The organism is Arthrobacter sp. KUASC02 (assembly GCF_059739395.1).
Genome location: NZ_AP046053.1, coordinates 1806550 through 1821141 on the forward strand (window position 1 = coordinate 1806550; position 14592 = coordinate 1821141).

General features: G+C 64.8%; 9 protein-coding genes. 6 read left to right on the forward strand and 3 right to left on the reverse strand.

Features of this window, described 5'->3' with window-relative positions; all coding sequences use genetic code 11:
* Positions 1–35: 35 nt before the first annotated feature.
* Positions 36–608, forward strand: a complete 573-nt coding sequence (locus AC6JAC_RS08265) for a hypothetical protein (RefSeq protein WP_028270185.1) — start codon at positions 36–38, stop codon at positions 606–608.
* Between the two features lie 63 nt (positions 609–671).
* Here the strand turns inward: AC6JAC_RS08265 and AC6JAC_RS08270 are convergent, their stop codons facing one another.
* Positions 672–887, reverse strand: coding sequence for a helix-turn-helix domain-containing protein (locus AC6JAC_RS08270; RefSeq protein WP_028270184.1), 216 nt, complete (start codon positions 885–887; stop codon positions 672–674).
* 154 nt (positions 888–1041) lie between these two features.
* On the opposite strand from AC6JAC_RS08270, the gene AC6JAC_RS08275 reads away from it, so the two are divergent.
* Genes AC6JAC_RS08275 through AC6JAC_RS08290 form a run of 4 tightly spaced genes read left to right on the forward strand, consistent with a single transcriptional unit; the run spans position 1042 to position 9404 of the window.
* Positions 1042–1683, forward strand: a complete 642-nt coding sequence (locus AC6JAC_RS08275) for a CpaB family protein (RefSeq protein ID WP_028270183.1) — start codon at positions 1042–1044, stop codon at positions 1681–1683.
* Positions 1680–2990: a CpaE/TadZ family protein gene (locus AC6JAC_RS08280; RefSeq protein WP_028270182.1), complete on the forward strand. Its 1311-nt coding sequence runs from the start codon at positions 1680–1682 to the stop codon at positions 2988–2990. Before AC6JAC_RS08275 ends, AC6JAC_RS08280 begins: the two co-directional genes overlap by 4 nt.
* 57 nt (positions 2991–3047) lie before the next feature.
* The gene (locus AC6JAC_RS08285) at positions 3048–7901 is read left to right on the forward strand and encodes an NAD-glutamate dehydrogenase (RefSeq protein ID WP_028270181.1); all 4854 of its coding nucleotides are present in this window, start codon (positions 3048–3050) and stop codon (positions 7899–7901) included.
* A gap of 33 nt (positions 7902–7934) precedes the next feature.
* On the forward strand, positions 7935–9404 hold the full coding sequence (locus AC6JAC_RS08290) for a sensor histidine kinase (RefSeq protein WP_028270180.1): 1470 nt from the start codon (positions 7935–7937) through the stop codon (positions 9402–9404).
* Positions 9405–9498: 94 nt separating this feature from the next.
* On the opposite strand, the gene AC6JAC_RS08295 is transcribed toward AC6JAC_RS08290, so the two are convergent.
* Positions 9499–9747 (reverse strand): WhiB family transcriptional regulator, encoded by a 249-nt coding sequence (locus AC6JAC_RS08295; RefSeq protein ID WP_003804966.1) that lies wholly within the window; start codon positions 9745–9747, stop codon positions 9499–9501.
* Between the two features lie 349 nt (positions 9748–10096).
* Between AC6JAC_RS08295 and AC6JAC_RS08300 the strand changes: the two genes are divergently transcribed.
* Complete coding sequence (locus tag AC6JAC_RS08300; RefSeq protein WP_028270179.1) at positions 10097–10492, forward strand: hypothetical protein; 396 nt, start codon at positions 10097–10099, stop codon at positions 10490–10492.
* Here AC6JAC_RS08300 and AC6JAC_RS08305 read toward each other — a convergent pair.
* Positions 10449–14507, reverse strand: coding sequence for an FtsK/SpoIIIE domain-containing protein (locus AC6JAC_RS08305; RefSeq protein WP_051628772.1), 4059 nt, complete (start codon positions 14505–14507; stop codon positions 10449–10451). The two genes, AC6JAC_RS08300 and AC6JAC_RS08305, sit on opposite strands and share 44 nt — an antisense overlap.
* Positions 14508–14592 lie beyond the last annotated feature (85 nt).

Consider the following 14592-nt stretch of genomic DNA (forward strand, 5'->3'; position numbering starts at 1 on the left):
TTGACCGCGGCACGGTGCGCGCCTAGATTGGCGGCATGCGTTGGGACGCCTTGTTTGAGGACATGGAGGCACAGCTGGCCTCAGTTGGCCGGCTGGAGCTCGAATCGGAAATCGCCGAACGGTCGCGGGCAGATGTCGCAGGCGTGGAGCTGGCCGACAGGTTGCGCGGTTCGTTGGGGCTTAGGGTGGCGGTTCACCTGGGATCGGGGGCCGTGTTCGAGGGCGTCTTGAGTCACGTGGGCGGAGAGAGCCTGGTGCTCAACGATCCTCCCCACCAGGTGCTGGTCCCCTTTGCTGCAGTTTCCCGGTACCACGGCCTGGGGAGGTTGGCGATGGCGGAGCCGTCATCCGTCCGGCGAAAGCTGGGGCTGGCCAGTGCCCTTCGCGGGCTGGCGCGAGACAGGGCAGATCTGACGGTAGTTCTCATCGGCGGCCCGCAGGGCGTGGCGGGACTGAATGGAGTTATCGACCGCGTGGGGCGGGACTATTTCGATCTGGCCATGACCAGGCCCGGAGAAGTCCGCCGAGCCGCCAACGTCAGCCAGATTGCCTCGGTACCCTTTTCCTCGCTGGGTGCACTACGTTCGGTACGCGGAGCGGATCTGTGAGCGCACTCCTGCGCTGCGGTGCGTACACCCGCGCACGGTCCCGGCCCCGCCCGGCATCCCAGCTCAGACTGACTTGGACTTGGCTTCCTGGATCATGCGCTCGGCTTCCGCGTACCGCTCTTCGATGTACTGTTCCAGCATCTTTTCTTCCACGCGCCACTGTCCGCGGCCGCCCACCTGGATGGCTTTGAGTTCGCCGCTGCGCACCAGCGCATAGGCCGCCGGGGAGTTGATCTGCAGCTGTTCGGCTACGTCTGCGAGGGTGAGGAATCGGGGCATGCTTCTATTTTGCCACCATTGGCGTCGGGTGGTGCTGTTATCCACAGTTTGACGTTGTTTGTTCTTTTGACTTTTGATCAGGCCCGTTTGCCGTAACAATGAGGTAGTCCGGCGCATCAACCAGTCCGTCGGCACCGATGGGGGGAGCGGGTACGTGAGTTCAGGTACGACGGCCACTGCAGTCAGGCTCAAAAAGCCGTCTTGGAAAGATCCGCGGCTCCTTCTCGGGTTCCTGCTGGTCCTGGCCTCCGTGGCCGGTGTTGTATCGCTGGTCGGGGCCGCCGATCAGACCACCGAGGTGTTTGCGGCAAAGGGCCAGATCGCCGTGGGTGAAAAACTCACTGCCGAAAACGTCAACCGAGTGAAGGTCAGGCTCGGCGACGTGGAATCCCACTATGTCACCGCAGAGGCGGGACTTCCCGAAGGCATGGTCGCTGTACAGCGGATCGGTCCGGACCAGTTGGTCCCTCGGGGAAGCCTTGGCAAGTCCGATGTGCTGAACCGTAAGCCGGTCGCAATTACTATCGACGAAGCCCTGCCGGAACAGGCCGCGGCTGGATCACGGGTTGACGTCTGGGTGGCCCTGCCTGATGCCCGCAACGGCTTCAGCGAGCCGAAGTTGCTGCTTCCAGGGGCCGAGATCGCTGAAGTCACCCCGGGTTCGACCACACTGGGATCGTCACGCTCCACGGTGGTCATGGTCCTTGTCACTGACGAGCAGATGCCAAGGCTGCTGGGTGCCCAAGCGAACAAGGCGAGGATTTCGGTGGTCTGGAACCCGGGCGGAACGTCATGAGTATTCCGGTCGTCACGGTGGGCCAGTCCCGGGAGGACCTGGTCGGCGGCCTTGAACGCCTCCATGGACCGGTCACCGTCGTGAGGAGATGCTCGGAGCTGACAGAGCTGCTGGCTGCTTGCCAGAGCGGCCTCGCCCGGGCGGCCGTTGTCGCGGAGGGCAGTGACGAACTGACGGCCTCGCTCGTTGACCGGCTCACCGCTGTGGGCGTCGTCGTCATCGCATTGACGGACAGCGCAGAAGAAACGGCGAGGCTGACAGCGATCGGTGTCACGGCAGCGCCGGCGGGGGTTGACTCGGCAGCACTTGCGGGCAGGATCTCGGGCGCGGTTGCTCGGTGGGCCAGTCCCGCGCCGTTTCAGGGGCGGGACAGTGGATTCGCGGACACGGGTGCCGCCATCCGGACCGTGCCGGAGGAGATCGATCCCGTCCCGGAAGAACCGTCCGGCAGCGGACAGGTCATCACTGTCTGGGGTCCCACGGGTTCCCCCGGCCGGACTCTGCTGGCCGTCAATGTGGCCGGTGAACTGGCCGCTGCAGGCAATTCGGTTCTTCTGATTGACGCCGACAGCTATGGCGCCAGCGTCGCGGGCATGCTGGGGCTGCTGGATGAATCCGCAGGTCTCGCCCAGGCATGCCGGCTGGCCGACCTCGGACAACTGGATGCCGGCGCGCTCCTGAAAATTGCCACACCCGTCGTCCTCAAGTCCGGGACGCTCCGGATCCTGACAGGCATCACACGTGCGGATCGCTGGACGGAATTGCGCGCAGCAGCCCTGGGTGTTGTGTTTGAGAAGGCCAGGGAGGTGGCGGACTTCGTCGTAGTGGATGCCGGCTTCTGCCTCGAAGCGGACGAGGAACTCAGCTTTGACACCATGGCTCCACGCAGGAATGCCGCCACGCTTCGGAGCCTCGAGCTTGCAGACACCGTCTATGCCGTGGGATCGGCCGACTCCATCGGCGTGCCGCGACTCGTCCGCGGCCTTTCTGAACTCGAGGCAGCGGTTCCGCAGGCTTCACCGAAGGTGGTTCTGAACAAGGTTCGGGCCGCGGCCGCCGGACGCTTCCCCGAGCGCCAGCTGCGCGAGGCATGGGAAAGGTACGGGCCGTCAGAAGGGATCTTCGCATTCCTCCCGGCAGACAGTGCAGCAAGTGATGCGGCGCTCATCGCCGGGAGCCTTCTGCTGGAGGCTGCACCCGAGTCCGGACTTCGCCAGGCCATTGCCGAATTGGTTTGTGCACCTGCCCAGCAAAAACGCAGATCCTCTGTCTTTTCTTCCACAGCGAAGCGACACCTAAAGGGCTAGGCTCGCCATAAGGGCTGCAATGAGGCAGCCATGAACTTGTGATGGAGGCGTTTGTCGATGTCGTCTGGCTCCAATGTGGAGGATCAGTCCGTTTTGCTCGGAGCCCGTGAAGGGTACTTCGGAGACTATTACGAGCATCTCGCGGAGGAGGATTCCCGGGCGTATTCCCCGGACGTCCTGGCCGCCCGCGCCGAGACCCACCGCGAAGTTGCCGCTGTCCGCAGACCGGGCACGGCCAACATCAGGATCGTGGACGAATCGGACTGCAGCGTCGTGTATATCGTCACGGACGACATGCCGTTTCTGGTGGACTCCGTCAACGCCGAGCTCGTTCGCCAGAACTCGGCAATCCACCTTGTCCTCCACCCGCTGTTCGTCGTCACGCGCAACCGCGAAACCTCCCGGCTGACGAAGGTGGACAGGGTTCCGTCCAGCATCGGCATCTCCAGCGGTGACACTGCCGCAATGCCAAGCCTGTCGCACCTGATTGCCCAGGGTGACAACGCCTCGCACATGGAGTCCTGGATCGCCGTCGAAATCGGCCTTGCCAGTGAGGAAGCGCAGGCGCGGCTCATCGAAGGCGTTGAACGCGTGCTCGGCGATGTGCGGGCGGCCGTTGAAGACTGGCCGAAAATGCGCAACAAGGCCCTGCAGATCGCCCAGGGCCTGGACAACGTGGCCAATGCCTCCCAGATCGAGGAACTTCGCCAGGCCCAGGACCTCCTCCGGTGGCTCGATGACGGAAACTTCACCTTCCTCGGCTACCGGGAATATGACCTGGTCACTGAGTCCGGCGAGGACGTCCTGGAACTGCGGGAGGAAAGCGGACTCGGACTGCTGCGCAGCGGCGCGGACGGGCACCACGTCCAGCACCTCACCGTCGCCGGCCGGAGGAAAGCGCGGGAAAAGCGCGCTCTGGTGATCACCAAAGCCAACTCCCGCTCGACAGTGCACCGCCCGGCCTACCTCGACTACATCGGTGTGAAGAGCTTCGACGCCGCCGGCAACGTCAACGGCGAGCAGCGGTTCATCGGCCTCTTCGCCACCAGCGCCTACGCGGGGTCGGTTCGGAACATTCCGATTGTCCGCGAGAAGGTCGAAGCCGTCCTGCGCAGCGCCGGGTTCCCGCCGCATTCCCACTCGGGCAAAGACCTGCTGGGTATCCTCGAAACCTACCCCCGCGATGAACTGTTCCAGATCGAGGTTTCCGACCTCGCCGCGACGGCAACAGGCATTCAAAGACTGCAGGAGCGGCGGCGCACGCGCTTGTTCCTGAGGCCCGACATCTACGGCCGGTTCATGTCCGCACTCGTGTACCTTCCCCGCGACCGCTACACCACCAACGTGCGCCTCCGCATCGAGCAGGAGCTCCGCGAGACATTTCACGCCGTCTCCATTGACTACGAAGCCAGGATGACCGAATCCGCGCTGGCCAGGCTCTTCTTCCGGATCCGGCTTCCGAAGGACGCAGACGTCAGCGACGTCAATGTCGAGGAACTGGAGAAGAGGCTTGTCCGGGCCGCGCGTTCATGGAGCGAGGGCATCACGGAAGTGCTTCGTGCCAGTGGCGCCAACGGCGACAACAAGGCGATTGCCTCTGCCTGGGCCGAGGCCTTCCCGGCCAGCTACCGGGTGGACTACGAGGTTGAAGATGCGCTGACGGACATTGCGCGCTTTGAGAAGTACGGCTCCGCAGCCGAACCGACCGAAAAGGGGCGGCTCGAAAAGCCCGGCGTGCACGTGTACCTGCCCGAGGGCGCAGGGGCAACACTCGAAGAGGACGCCCGCGTTAAGCTCTACATGCTGGAGCCGAAGAGCCTCAGCCAGATCCTGCCGTTCTTTCACAACCTGGGGCTCGAAGTGCTCGACGAGAGGCCCTTCGAAATCGAGACGGCCGACAAACGGGACTTCTTCCTGTACGACCTGGGCCTGAAGTACCCCTCCGGTGTTGCTCCCCTCGCGACGGGCCAGCTGTTGGCGGAGGCTTTCGGCGCCGCCGTTTCCGGCGACGTCGAGTCGGACAGCTTCGACCGCCTGGTCCTGCGCGAGCGCATGCCGTGGCGCCAGATTGTGGTTCTCCGCGCGTATGCGAAGTACATGCGTCAGATGGGCAACACAAATTCGTTCGGATTCATCGCTGACACGCTCCTGGCAAATCCCGACGTGACACGTTCGCTCGTGGCGCTCTTCGCGGCACGGTTTGACCCCGCACTCGAGGACGACGTCCGGGCGGAGCGCCAAGCCACCGTCCGCGCGCAGCTGGCGGCCGCCATTGAACAGGTTGCCACCCTGGACGCCGACCGCGTGCTCCGGACTTTCGCGAACCTCATCGAGGCCACGCTCCGGACGAACTTCTATCAGCAGAAGCCGTACCTGAGCTTCAAGCTAAATCCTGCCGCCATCGACGGGCTGGCCTTCCCGCGACCCATGTTTGAAATCTGGGTGTACTCGCCCAGGGTGGAGGGCGTGCACCTCCGCTTCGGCAAGGTGGCCCGCGGCGGGCTGCGCTGGTCCGACCGGCGTGAGGACTTCCGGACCGAAATCCTTGGCCTTGTTAAGGCGCAGACTGTCAAAAACGCCGTCATTGTGCCCACCGGCGCCAAGGGCGGATTCTTCGCCAAGCAGCTCCCGGATCCTGCCGCTGACAGGACCGCGTGGATGGCGGAGGGCGTGGAAAGCTACAAGACATTCATCCGGGGCCTGCTGGACCTGACGGACAACCTGATCACCACGCCGGACGGTGAAGCTGTGGTTCCGCCGGCCGACGTCGTCCGCTACGACGACAACGACAATTACCTGGTTGTCGCAGCAGACAAGGGAACCGCAACCTTTTCGGACATCGCCAACGGGCTCTCGGCGGAATACGGCTTCTGGCTCGGGGATGCCTTTGCTTCAGGCGGGTCCGTGGGCTACGACCACAAAGCCATGGGGATCACTGCCCGGGGCGCGTGGGAATCGGTCAAGCGCCACTTCAGCGAACTCGACCTTGACACGCAGTCGGAGCCGTTCACCGTGGTGGGCGTCGGTGACATGTCCGGGGACGTCTTTGGCAACGGCATGCTGCTGTCGAAGCACATCCGGCTGCTGGCCGCGTTCGACCACCGCCACATCTTCCTGGATCCGAATCCAGACGAGGCGGCGTCCTACGAAGAGCGGCTGAGGCTGTTCAACCTGCCGCGGTCCTCCTGGGATGACTACGACAAGGCCCTGATCAGCGAAGGCGGCGGCGTGTACGGACGGCAGGCCAAGTCCATTCCTGTCTCCGACCAGGTGCGGACGGCCCTGGGACTCCCGGACGGCACATCCGAGCTGAGCCCGCCTGAGCTCCTTCGCGCGATTCTCCTGGCGCCTGCCGATCTGCTGTACAACGGCGGCATCGGAACCTACGTCAAGGCAAGCACCGAAACGCATGCAGAGGTGGGGGACAAGGCCAACGACGCTATCCGCGTTGACGGGCGTGACCTCCGCGTCAAGGTGGTCGGCGAAGGCGGAAACCTGGGCATGACCCAGCGCGGACGCATTGAGGCAGCACTTCAGGGTGTCATTCTGAACACGGACGCCATCGACAACTCGGCCGGAGTCGACTGCTCGGACCACGAGGTCAACATCAAGATCTTCGTCGACCGGATGGTCGCCGCGGGCAAGCTCGAGTCCGCCGAGCGGGCCGATTTCCTGGCGTCCATGACGGATGAAGTCGGGCGGCTCGTCCTGGAAGACAACATTGACCAGAACATCCTGCTCCTCAATGACCGTATCCGGGTGGCGGAGTGGAGCCCCAGCTACGAACGGCTGATGGACTGGCTGGAGAAGTCCGCCGACCTCAAGCGCGAGCTCGAAGCGCTGCCCACAACCGCGACCCTCCGGGAACGCCTGGCCCAGGGGCAGGGGCTGACGTCGCCGGAACTCTCGGTGCTGGCGGCCTATGCCAAGATCGAACTTGCAACGGCTCTGCGTGAGAGCGATCTCGCCGACGATCCGTGGTTCAGGCAGACGCTGCGCTCCTATTTCCCGAAGCAGCTGAGGGAGAGGTTCGACGTCGAGCTCGACAGCCATCCGCTGCGGCGCGAGATCATCGCCACGGTCGTGGCCAACGACATGATCAACCTTGGCGGCATCACGTTTGCCTTCCGCACCATCGAAGAGACATCAGCCAACGAAGCCGCGGTGGCCAAGGCGTTTGTGGCCCTCCGCGAAATCTACGAGCTGGACATCATGGTCGGCGAGCTCAACGAACTGCCGGCCTCCTTCCCCACCGAGCACTGGAGCACCGTCCACCTGGACATCCGCCGGCTCCTGGACCGGGCTGTCCGCTGGGTGATCGGCCAGGGCAACGCTTCCCGGCCGATCTCCGAAATCGTGGCTGAGTTCAAGCCGCTGATGGATCCGATGCGGGCACGGCTCCTCGATTACCTGCGCGGCGAGGACCGCGCCCGGGTGGCTGCATGGCTGGACAAGGCCCGCAGCTGGGAGCTTCCGGAGGATCTCGCCCATCGCTGGGCCGAACTGTTCGAAAGCTTCGTACTGCTCGACATTGCCAAGATCGCCCACATCAATGCGGAGCCGGTGGAAGACATCGCACACGTGTATTACACGGTGTTCGACCGCTTCCACGTCGATTCCCTCCTGGAACGCATCACCAAACTCCCGCGCCGCGACCGCTGGCAGGCGCTGGCCCGCGCCGCCTTGCGTGATGACCTCTACTCCACCATTTCGGACATTACGACGTCGGTGCTTGAATCGACGTCGCCCGGAACCCCCGCGGAGGAGCGGGTACTGGAGTGGGAAGGCCTGAATGCCGAACAGCTCGGCCGTGCCAGGAGCATGTTTGAGGAGGTCAACTCGCTCGAAGCGGACGATATGGCGTCACTGTCGGTAGCATTGAGGCTCTTGAGGTCAATCGTCCGGCGCTAGGGATCCGTTCCTTGCGTCGAATCTGGAGGTGTAGTGGCAATCTTTACGGACCCCATCAGGGAACACGCTGATTTTGGGCCGGGGGATGCCGAGTGGCTTCACCTCCTGGTGGGCGACTGGCAGATGGTCGCCGACCTCGCCTTCGCTGACCTTGCCTTGTGGTTTCCGCATCCTGAGTTCGGCTACGTGGCCTTGGCCCACGTCCGCCCCTCCACCACGCACACGGTGTTCCACACCGACTTCGTGGGGGAGGGGATCAGGTCGGATCTGCAGCCGCTGGTTGATAAGGCGTGGAGCAGCCGGACCATTGAGCGCTCCAGCGAGACCAACTGGAGCAGCGACATGGCCCTCCGCGTCGAGGCTGTCCCCATGGTCAGGAACGGCCGGACGCTCGCTGTCGTGACCACACACATGGACTTGTCCAGTTCACGGATGCCGTCCAGGCTCGAACTGACGTACAGGCAGTGCGCCTATGACCTTCTCCGGATGGGAACGCTCGGACTGTGGCCCGACTTCGCCTCGCCCACCGGATCCCGCCGCGGCGCGCCGCGCGTGGGAGACGGGCTGATCCGGCTCGACGCAGACGGGATTGTGCAGTACGCAAGCCCCAACGGCGTCTCCGCATTCCGGCGCCTGGGTGACGGTGAATCCCTTGAAGGCAGGTCGCTCGCCGAGGTCACGGCGGGACTGCTGCGGGACCGCCGCATGGTGGATGAAACGCTGCCGCTCGTGGTCACCGGCCGGATGCCGTGGCGGAGCGAAATCGAATCCCGCGGAGTCAGCCTCTCACTTAGGGCCATCCCGTTGCGCGATGAGCAGCAAAGGTTCGGAGCCCTGGTGCTCTGCCGCGACGTCTCCGAGCTCCGCCGCCGTGAAATGGAGCTTGTGACCAAGGACGCCACCATTCGGGAGATCCACCACCGGGTCAAGAACAACCTTCAGACTGTCGCGGCGTTGCTGCGAATGCAGTCGCGCCGGATGGTCAGTGATGAGGCCAAGCAGGGCCTGGAGCAGGCGATGCGGAGAGTCGCAACGATTGCCTTGGTCCATGAGACGCTGTCCCAGGGTTTGACGCAAAGTGTTGACTTCGACGAGCTGATCGGACGTCAGTTCCGCCTGTCCGCCGAGGTCGCCTCGCCGTCGCAGCAGGTCAAAACCGCCAGGTCCGGGCTGTTCGGCGAACTGCCCAGCGACTTCGCCACCCCGCTTGCCCTGGTTATCAACGAACTCGTGACCAACGCCGTCGAGCACGGCCTGGAGGGACGGACCGGAACCGTCTGGCTTCTCGCCGACCGATCGGAGGGCGACGACGGCGACGAGTTCCTGACCGTGACGGTGGCCGATGACGGTGTCGGGCTTCCGGAAACGCCACATGTTGAAGGCCTGGGATTGCAGATCGTCAGGACCCTCGTCACCAGTGAGCTGGGCGGGAGTATCCAGTGGAAACCCCGCGAGGGTGGCGGCACCGCTGTGCAGATCGTCCTGAACCTGCAAAAACGGTGACCGTGAAACCCTAACGACCTTTAAATAGGAAGCGGCCGCGGACTCTGAAGTCCGCGGCCGCTTCACTTTGGCCGGAGGCCGGAAGTTCAGACGGTCAGGAGGCCCGGCGAGCGCGTGCAGCACGGCGCTTAAGGGCACGACGCTCGTCTTCACTCATTCCGCCCCAGACGCCGGCGTCCTGTCCCGATTCGAGGGCCCACTGGAGGCAGGTGTCCACCACCGGACAGCGGCGGCACACACTCTTGGCCTCCTCGATCTGCAGGAGAGCGGGCCCGGTGTTTCCTACTGGGAAGAACAGCTCCGGGTCCTTGTCGAGGCACGCTGCGCGGTTACGCCAATCCATGCTGATCAGTCACTCCATTCCTGGGAACTCGTTTTAGCCACTTGTGAAAATATTCACTAGAAGCAACATAAGAAAGGGACCCAGCCGGGTCCCCTTGGTCATCTGAATTAAGCGTGTCATGTTAACGCTGTGTAAACAAGGGGTAATCGTCCACGAAGTGCCTTATAAGCGTGAGCGATACGTCACATAGCTCGCCAGCGCTCTCCCCGGAGTCGACTATGTCCGGTATGGTGCCAGTGTGTCAAGACCCCCAGAGGACCACTCCGACGCCAGACCCGAGCCCCGCTTGCCGGGCGACGCCGACGATTCGGTTGCATCCCCGCGCCCTGTTTCTCCGGAAGTTCGGGCCATCCGGCCGCCGCCGGTCACCGTCCTGTCCCTGATCGTGGCCGCTGAAGCAACGGCACTTCTTGCGGCAGCGGGCTGGTATGCAATTCAGCTGATCACGGGAGCGCCCGTCGTTTCCTTTTGGGGGGCTGTTTTTACCCTGGCACTTCTGCTGTCGTTTTCGGCCTGGCTTTACGCCGTTGCCTATTTTCTGTTCCGGGGATTCCGCTGGCCGCGGGCGGGGGCTTTGGTGGCCCAGCTGTTTGTTCTGACGATCGGATTTCCGACGCTCACCGGCGGTTACATTGCCGCGGGATTCGCGATGCTGGTTCCTGCGGTCCTTGCCGTGGTCCTCCTCTTTAACAAGCGCGTGATCAGCTTTGCTTCACGTGCCGGGGGGGCTCCTCCGGCGTTGTGACCCCGGAGTCGGGTCCGGCCGCCAACTGAACGGGCACTGCCCGGCCCTCGGCAATGATGACGGCCCTCCCTGCGGGCGGGTTGGCTTCCACCTCAAAGCGAATGCCGAAGAAATCGCCGTCGCTGATGTGCCGCGGCGCGATCAGGATGCCGGCCCCCTGGCCCCGGGCATGTGCAGCCAGCGGGACGCGTTGGCTGAGTGAAGGACTGAACCCCGCAGTCAGGATTACCCTCAAACCAAAACCATGCAGGGCCTCGAGATGCCGGTGGGCCTCGGGGGTCAGCGTGTCCGCATCGTCCACGAGCAGGACCCCGTCCTTGTTAAGCGTCCCCGCCTCAGCGTCGGCCAGCACGCCGGCCCAGTAGCTGGCGGCTGTATCTTCCGGGCCGGGGCAGAGCCATCCTGGAGCATCAGCGTTGAGCTCCGGGATGGCTGCAAGAAGGGAACTCTTGCCGGAAGACGGGCCTCCCAGAACCGGTAGGACGCCTCCCGGCGGAAGACGGACTGCAGCCGGGACAAGTTCATCACCGCCGAGCCCCACAAGTATCTGGCGGCTGCTGTTGCCGTGTCCGGCTGCAGCAGCGGTGCCGGCTGGTGGTGCGGGAACGCCCGGGACGCGTGCCAGGACATCCGCAACGCTGAGGCGCCTGGGCAGGGCCTCAATTCTGAAGGGCCTGACGGCAGGTTCCTTGCCCGTGGGAGGGGCTGCCGTCGATGCACGAGGGGCTGTGTAAAACTGGGCCGATGAGGCCGGGCTGACCGTCAGCGGGCCGAACATCACTGCCCGTCCGCGGATTAGCGGTATGTCGGGGAGCCGTGGCCAGGCAAGCCGGCCCTCGTCGGTGGAGCCGGCGGGGAAGTAGGCCCGGTTGGGGATGGAGGCGAAGTACCGGGCTGTTACTACTTCCCGGTCTCCGGCAATGAGCACCGTCACGCCCGCTTTGGCACCGTCCCGGACGATGTCCTGGACGAGGTCTTCCGCCCAGGCCAGCGGCCCGGCCCGGAGTGATGAGACCCATGAACCCCAGCCGGAAAGCACCAGGACGACCGGTGGCGGCAGTGACTCCGTCGGGCCGCTGAGCCGCACTGAAAGTTCGAGGGCAACACGTTCCAGGATCCTGACGGCCCGGCGGAGTTCGTGGAGGCCGGCCGCCGCGCCGACCCGGGGCTGGGAACGGACCGAGCTGAAGGCATTTCCTGCATCGAGCAGGTAAAGATGCGATTCCGTGTCATGTTGGATCAGTTGCTGAAGTATTAGGTCCAGGGCTTCGTCCACTCCGCTTCCCGTTCCGCCGACCAAGGCCAAGTGACCATGGTTGGCCGGCTGCCACGTCAGCCGGGAGACCCGTTGCCTGTCCGGTTCGTCCAGCAGGCCGAGCGGTACGGACCAGATGCCGGGATCGGGCCCGCACTCTCTGCCGGCCTCGGGGAGGAGCACTGTCGTTGGCAGGGGCAACGCCACGGGACGGCGAGGCGGGTCTCCCAGATCGTCCCAGAGTTGCACCAGCGACTCCACAATGGGACCGGCCGCCCGGGCCGGCGACAGCCGGCACCCCGGGTCGGCGTCGTCCTCCTGGCCGGCCACTGGCGACACAAGGGCCTCGGCTGCAGGGCGAACCCGGACCGGCGATGCTCTCAACGCTGCCCCGGCACCCGCGAGCGTCGCCGCTTGGAACTCGACCGGATCCTCCGACCCGCGGGCGAGGTAGGCGCGCCCGGGGTTGGCCACAGGAATGCCGGCGGCGAGCCGTGAATTGATAATGTCCACCGATTCCATATCCGACTGGACGCGCAGGGCAATGCTTGTGGTGACGTTGGCGCGGATGTCTGCCGTAAGGGCGCCCTGGGGCCGTTGCGTGGCCATGATCAGGTGCAGGCCCAACGACCGTCCGACGGCCGCGATCCTCATCAGCTCCTTCAGGGCGTCGGGGGCGTCTTCAACGAGCATGCGGAATTCGTCAATGATGAGGACCAGATGGGGAAGCGGACCCGACGGGGAGCCAACGGTCCGATAGCCAGCCAGGTCCGGAGCCTGCGCGGCCTGCAGCAACTCTTCCCGGTGCCGGATTTCCGCACGCAGGGAGATCAGCGAGCGGTCCAGTTCATTTCTGGTGAGGTCGGTCAACATGCCCACACAATGGGGCAGCCCGGTCAGCGGTCCCAGGCCCGAACCGCCTTTGAAATCAAAAAAGAGGAAGTTGATCCGGTCCGGCGGGTGGCCGAGTGCCAGTCCAGCGGCCAGGCTCCGGAGTAGTTCGGATTTTCCGGACCCGGTGGTTCCGGCCACCAGAAAATGCGGGCCGTCCGAGTCGAGGTCCACCACGAGGGGCCCATGCGCAGTCATCCCGATGGGAACGCAGAGTCCTGGCCTTGTGCTGCCTGCAACCCAGCGGCCCGAGACGTCTTGTGCAGCATGAGGAAGGACTTCAGCCAGCGAGCAACTCTGCGGCACGACGGGTGTGGCATTCGGGCTCTGCTCAAGCTTCACGGCCATGTTCCGGCAATACCGGTCGAAGACTCCCTCCGGGACGAGGTCGGGCAGGAAGTCCGTCGCCGTGCCCTCAATCCGCAACCTTGCGGCGGCTCCTCCCAGTTCGATGACCGCACCCGATTCGGGGTGGCCCTCCTGCGGGTCGCCATCCTGGGTACAGTCAACAACGTGCCAGCCCCGGCTGATGGCGGCGGCAGTCATGCCGTGGGACCGGGGCTCGCCGCGGGCATCAGGTGTCAGTATCAGCACGCCCCGCTCCCGGGTCAGGTCGATGCCGCGTTCGAGAAGCTCCGACGTCGTCCGTGCATTGGACGACAGCATGACCCGCGCTAGGTACCGTGCAGTCAGCGGCAGGGAGGTGGGTGTTCCATGAACAACGACCCGGGTCCGGGCCGCTGACCTGAAGCTTGTGAGCTGCATCAGCATGAACCTGACCATCCCGGCCACGTCCTGCCGCGGTCCGCGGACAAGCGTAAGGTCCGAAAGCTGCAGGATAGTCGGCATGAGGCCCGCCGCCGGCGCCTCGAAATCCGGGTCGACCGGGTCCAGTCTGATGTTTGCCCGTTGCTCGGCCACTCCGAGTCGGAGCCCGATATCGTCGGGCACGGCTGGCCCGCCCCGCCGGACGGTGTGTTCCGAGCGCCCCCTCAGGGCGAGTTCGGCCGCTGACGGTGCGGCCCGGCGTCGTCGTTCCCGGTCTTCGTCGACGGCGGCAGCCACCAACGCCTTGAGCCGCCGCCGTTGACGGCGGCCGGCGAGCACGGGAACCAGGACAGAGACAGCAGATACGGCTGTAAAAGCCAGGAACATCCACATTCCGGTGATGACGGCCAGGCCCACGCCAATGAGTAGCGGCAGTATCGCTGTGAGGAGGAGAATTCCCCGGTTGCCGCCTTCCGGCCGGTGCGGAATCGTGAGGGGGTCGACCACGCTGGATCCGGCGGCCTCCCACTCCGGCAGACGTCCAGCAGGACCAGCCCCGAACACAATGGACAGCGTCGAATTTCCGCAGCTGATGAGCGAGTCTGTTGCGACCGCTGCCTGCCCCGCCCGCTTCCCGTCGACGAAGGTCCCGTTGACACTGTCCAAATCGGTGATGGTAACGGCCGTGTCAGTGACATCCAGCCTGGCGTGCTCGCGGGAGAGGGCAGCATCCGGTAAGGCGATTTCCGTGCCGCTCCGGCCGATCCGGTAGCTGCCGCGCCTCAGCGGCAGCACAGTCCCCGCCGCCGGACCGCTGTGTACGGCAACCAGCAGAGTCTCGGCCCTTCCGTCGCCGCTGTCCGGCGGGCGCTCCCGGGCGCCGTCAACGATGACCGCCCCGGTAACCAGCGGCGGTAGACCAACGACCAGGCTGCACAAGGGAAGGCCGGACACGGAGAGTTCACGGGCATCGTACTCCTGCGCTAATGCCTGCTGCAGCATGAGCCCGGAGCCTCCCGGTGGCGCCTCGACGGTCAGTTCGAGCGGTGGTCCCGGACTGGCGGCATCGGGGCCGCGGACCAGGGTGCAGTGGAGCGTCATCAGGTGCTTTCCCTTGGGGAGGAGGTGGTTTCTGCCCAAGCTACCGGCTGGCAGGGCAGCGGGGCATCGCCCCCAACGCACTATG

What these genes read in the sequence shown, in the direction of transcription:
- AC6JAC_RS08265 (WP_028270185.1), top strand. Translation starts at nt 36, where the DNA reads ATGCGTTGGGACGCCTTGTTTGAGGACATGGAGGCACAGCTGGCCTCA.
- AC6JAC_RS08270 (WP_028270184.1), bottom strand. Translation starts at nt 887, where the DNA reads ATGCCCCGATTCCTCACCCTCGCAGACGTAGCCGAACAGCTGCAGATC.
- AC6JAC_RS08280 (WP_028270182.1), top strand. Translation starts at nt 1,680, where the DNA reads ATGAGTATTCCGGTCGTCACGGTGGGCCAGTCCCGGGAGGACCTGGTC.
- AC6JAC_RS08285 (WP_028270181.1), top strand. Translation starts at nt 3,048, where the DNA reads ATGTCGTCTGGCTCCAATGTGGAGGATCAGTCCGTTTTGCTCGGAGCC.
- AC6JAC_RS08295 (WP_003804966.1), bottom strand. Translation starts at nt 9,747, where the DNA reads ATGGATTGGCGTAACCGCGCAGCGTGCCTCGACAAGGACCCGGAGCTG.
- AC6JAC_RS08305 (WP_051628772.1), bottom strand. Translation starts at nt 14,507, where the DNA reads ATGACGCTCCACTGCACCCTGGTCCGCGGCCCCGATGCCGCCAGTCCG.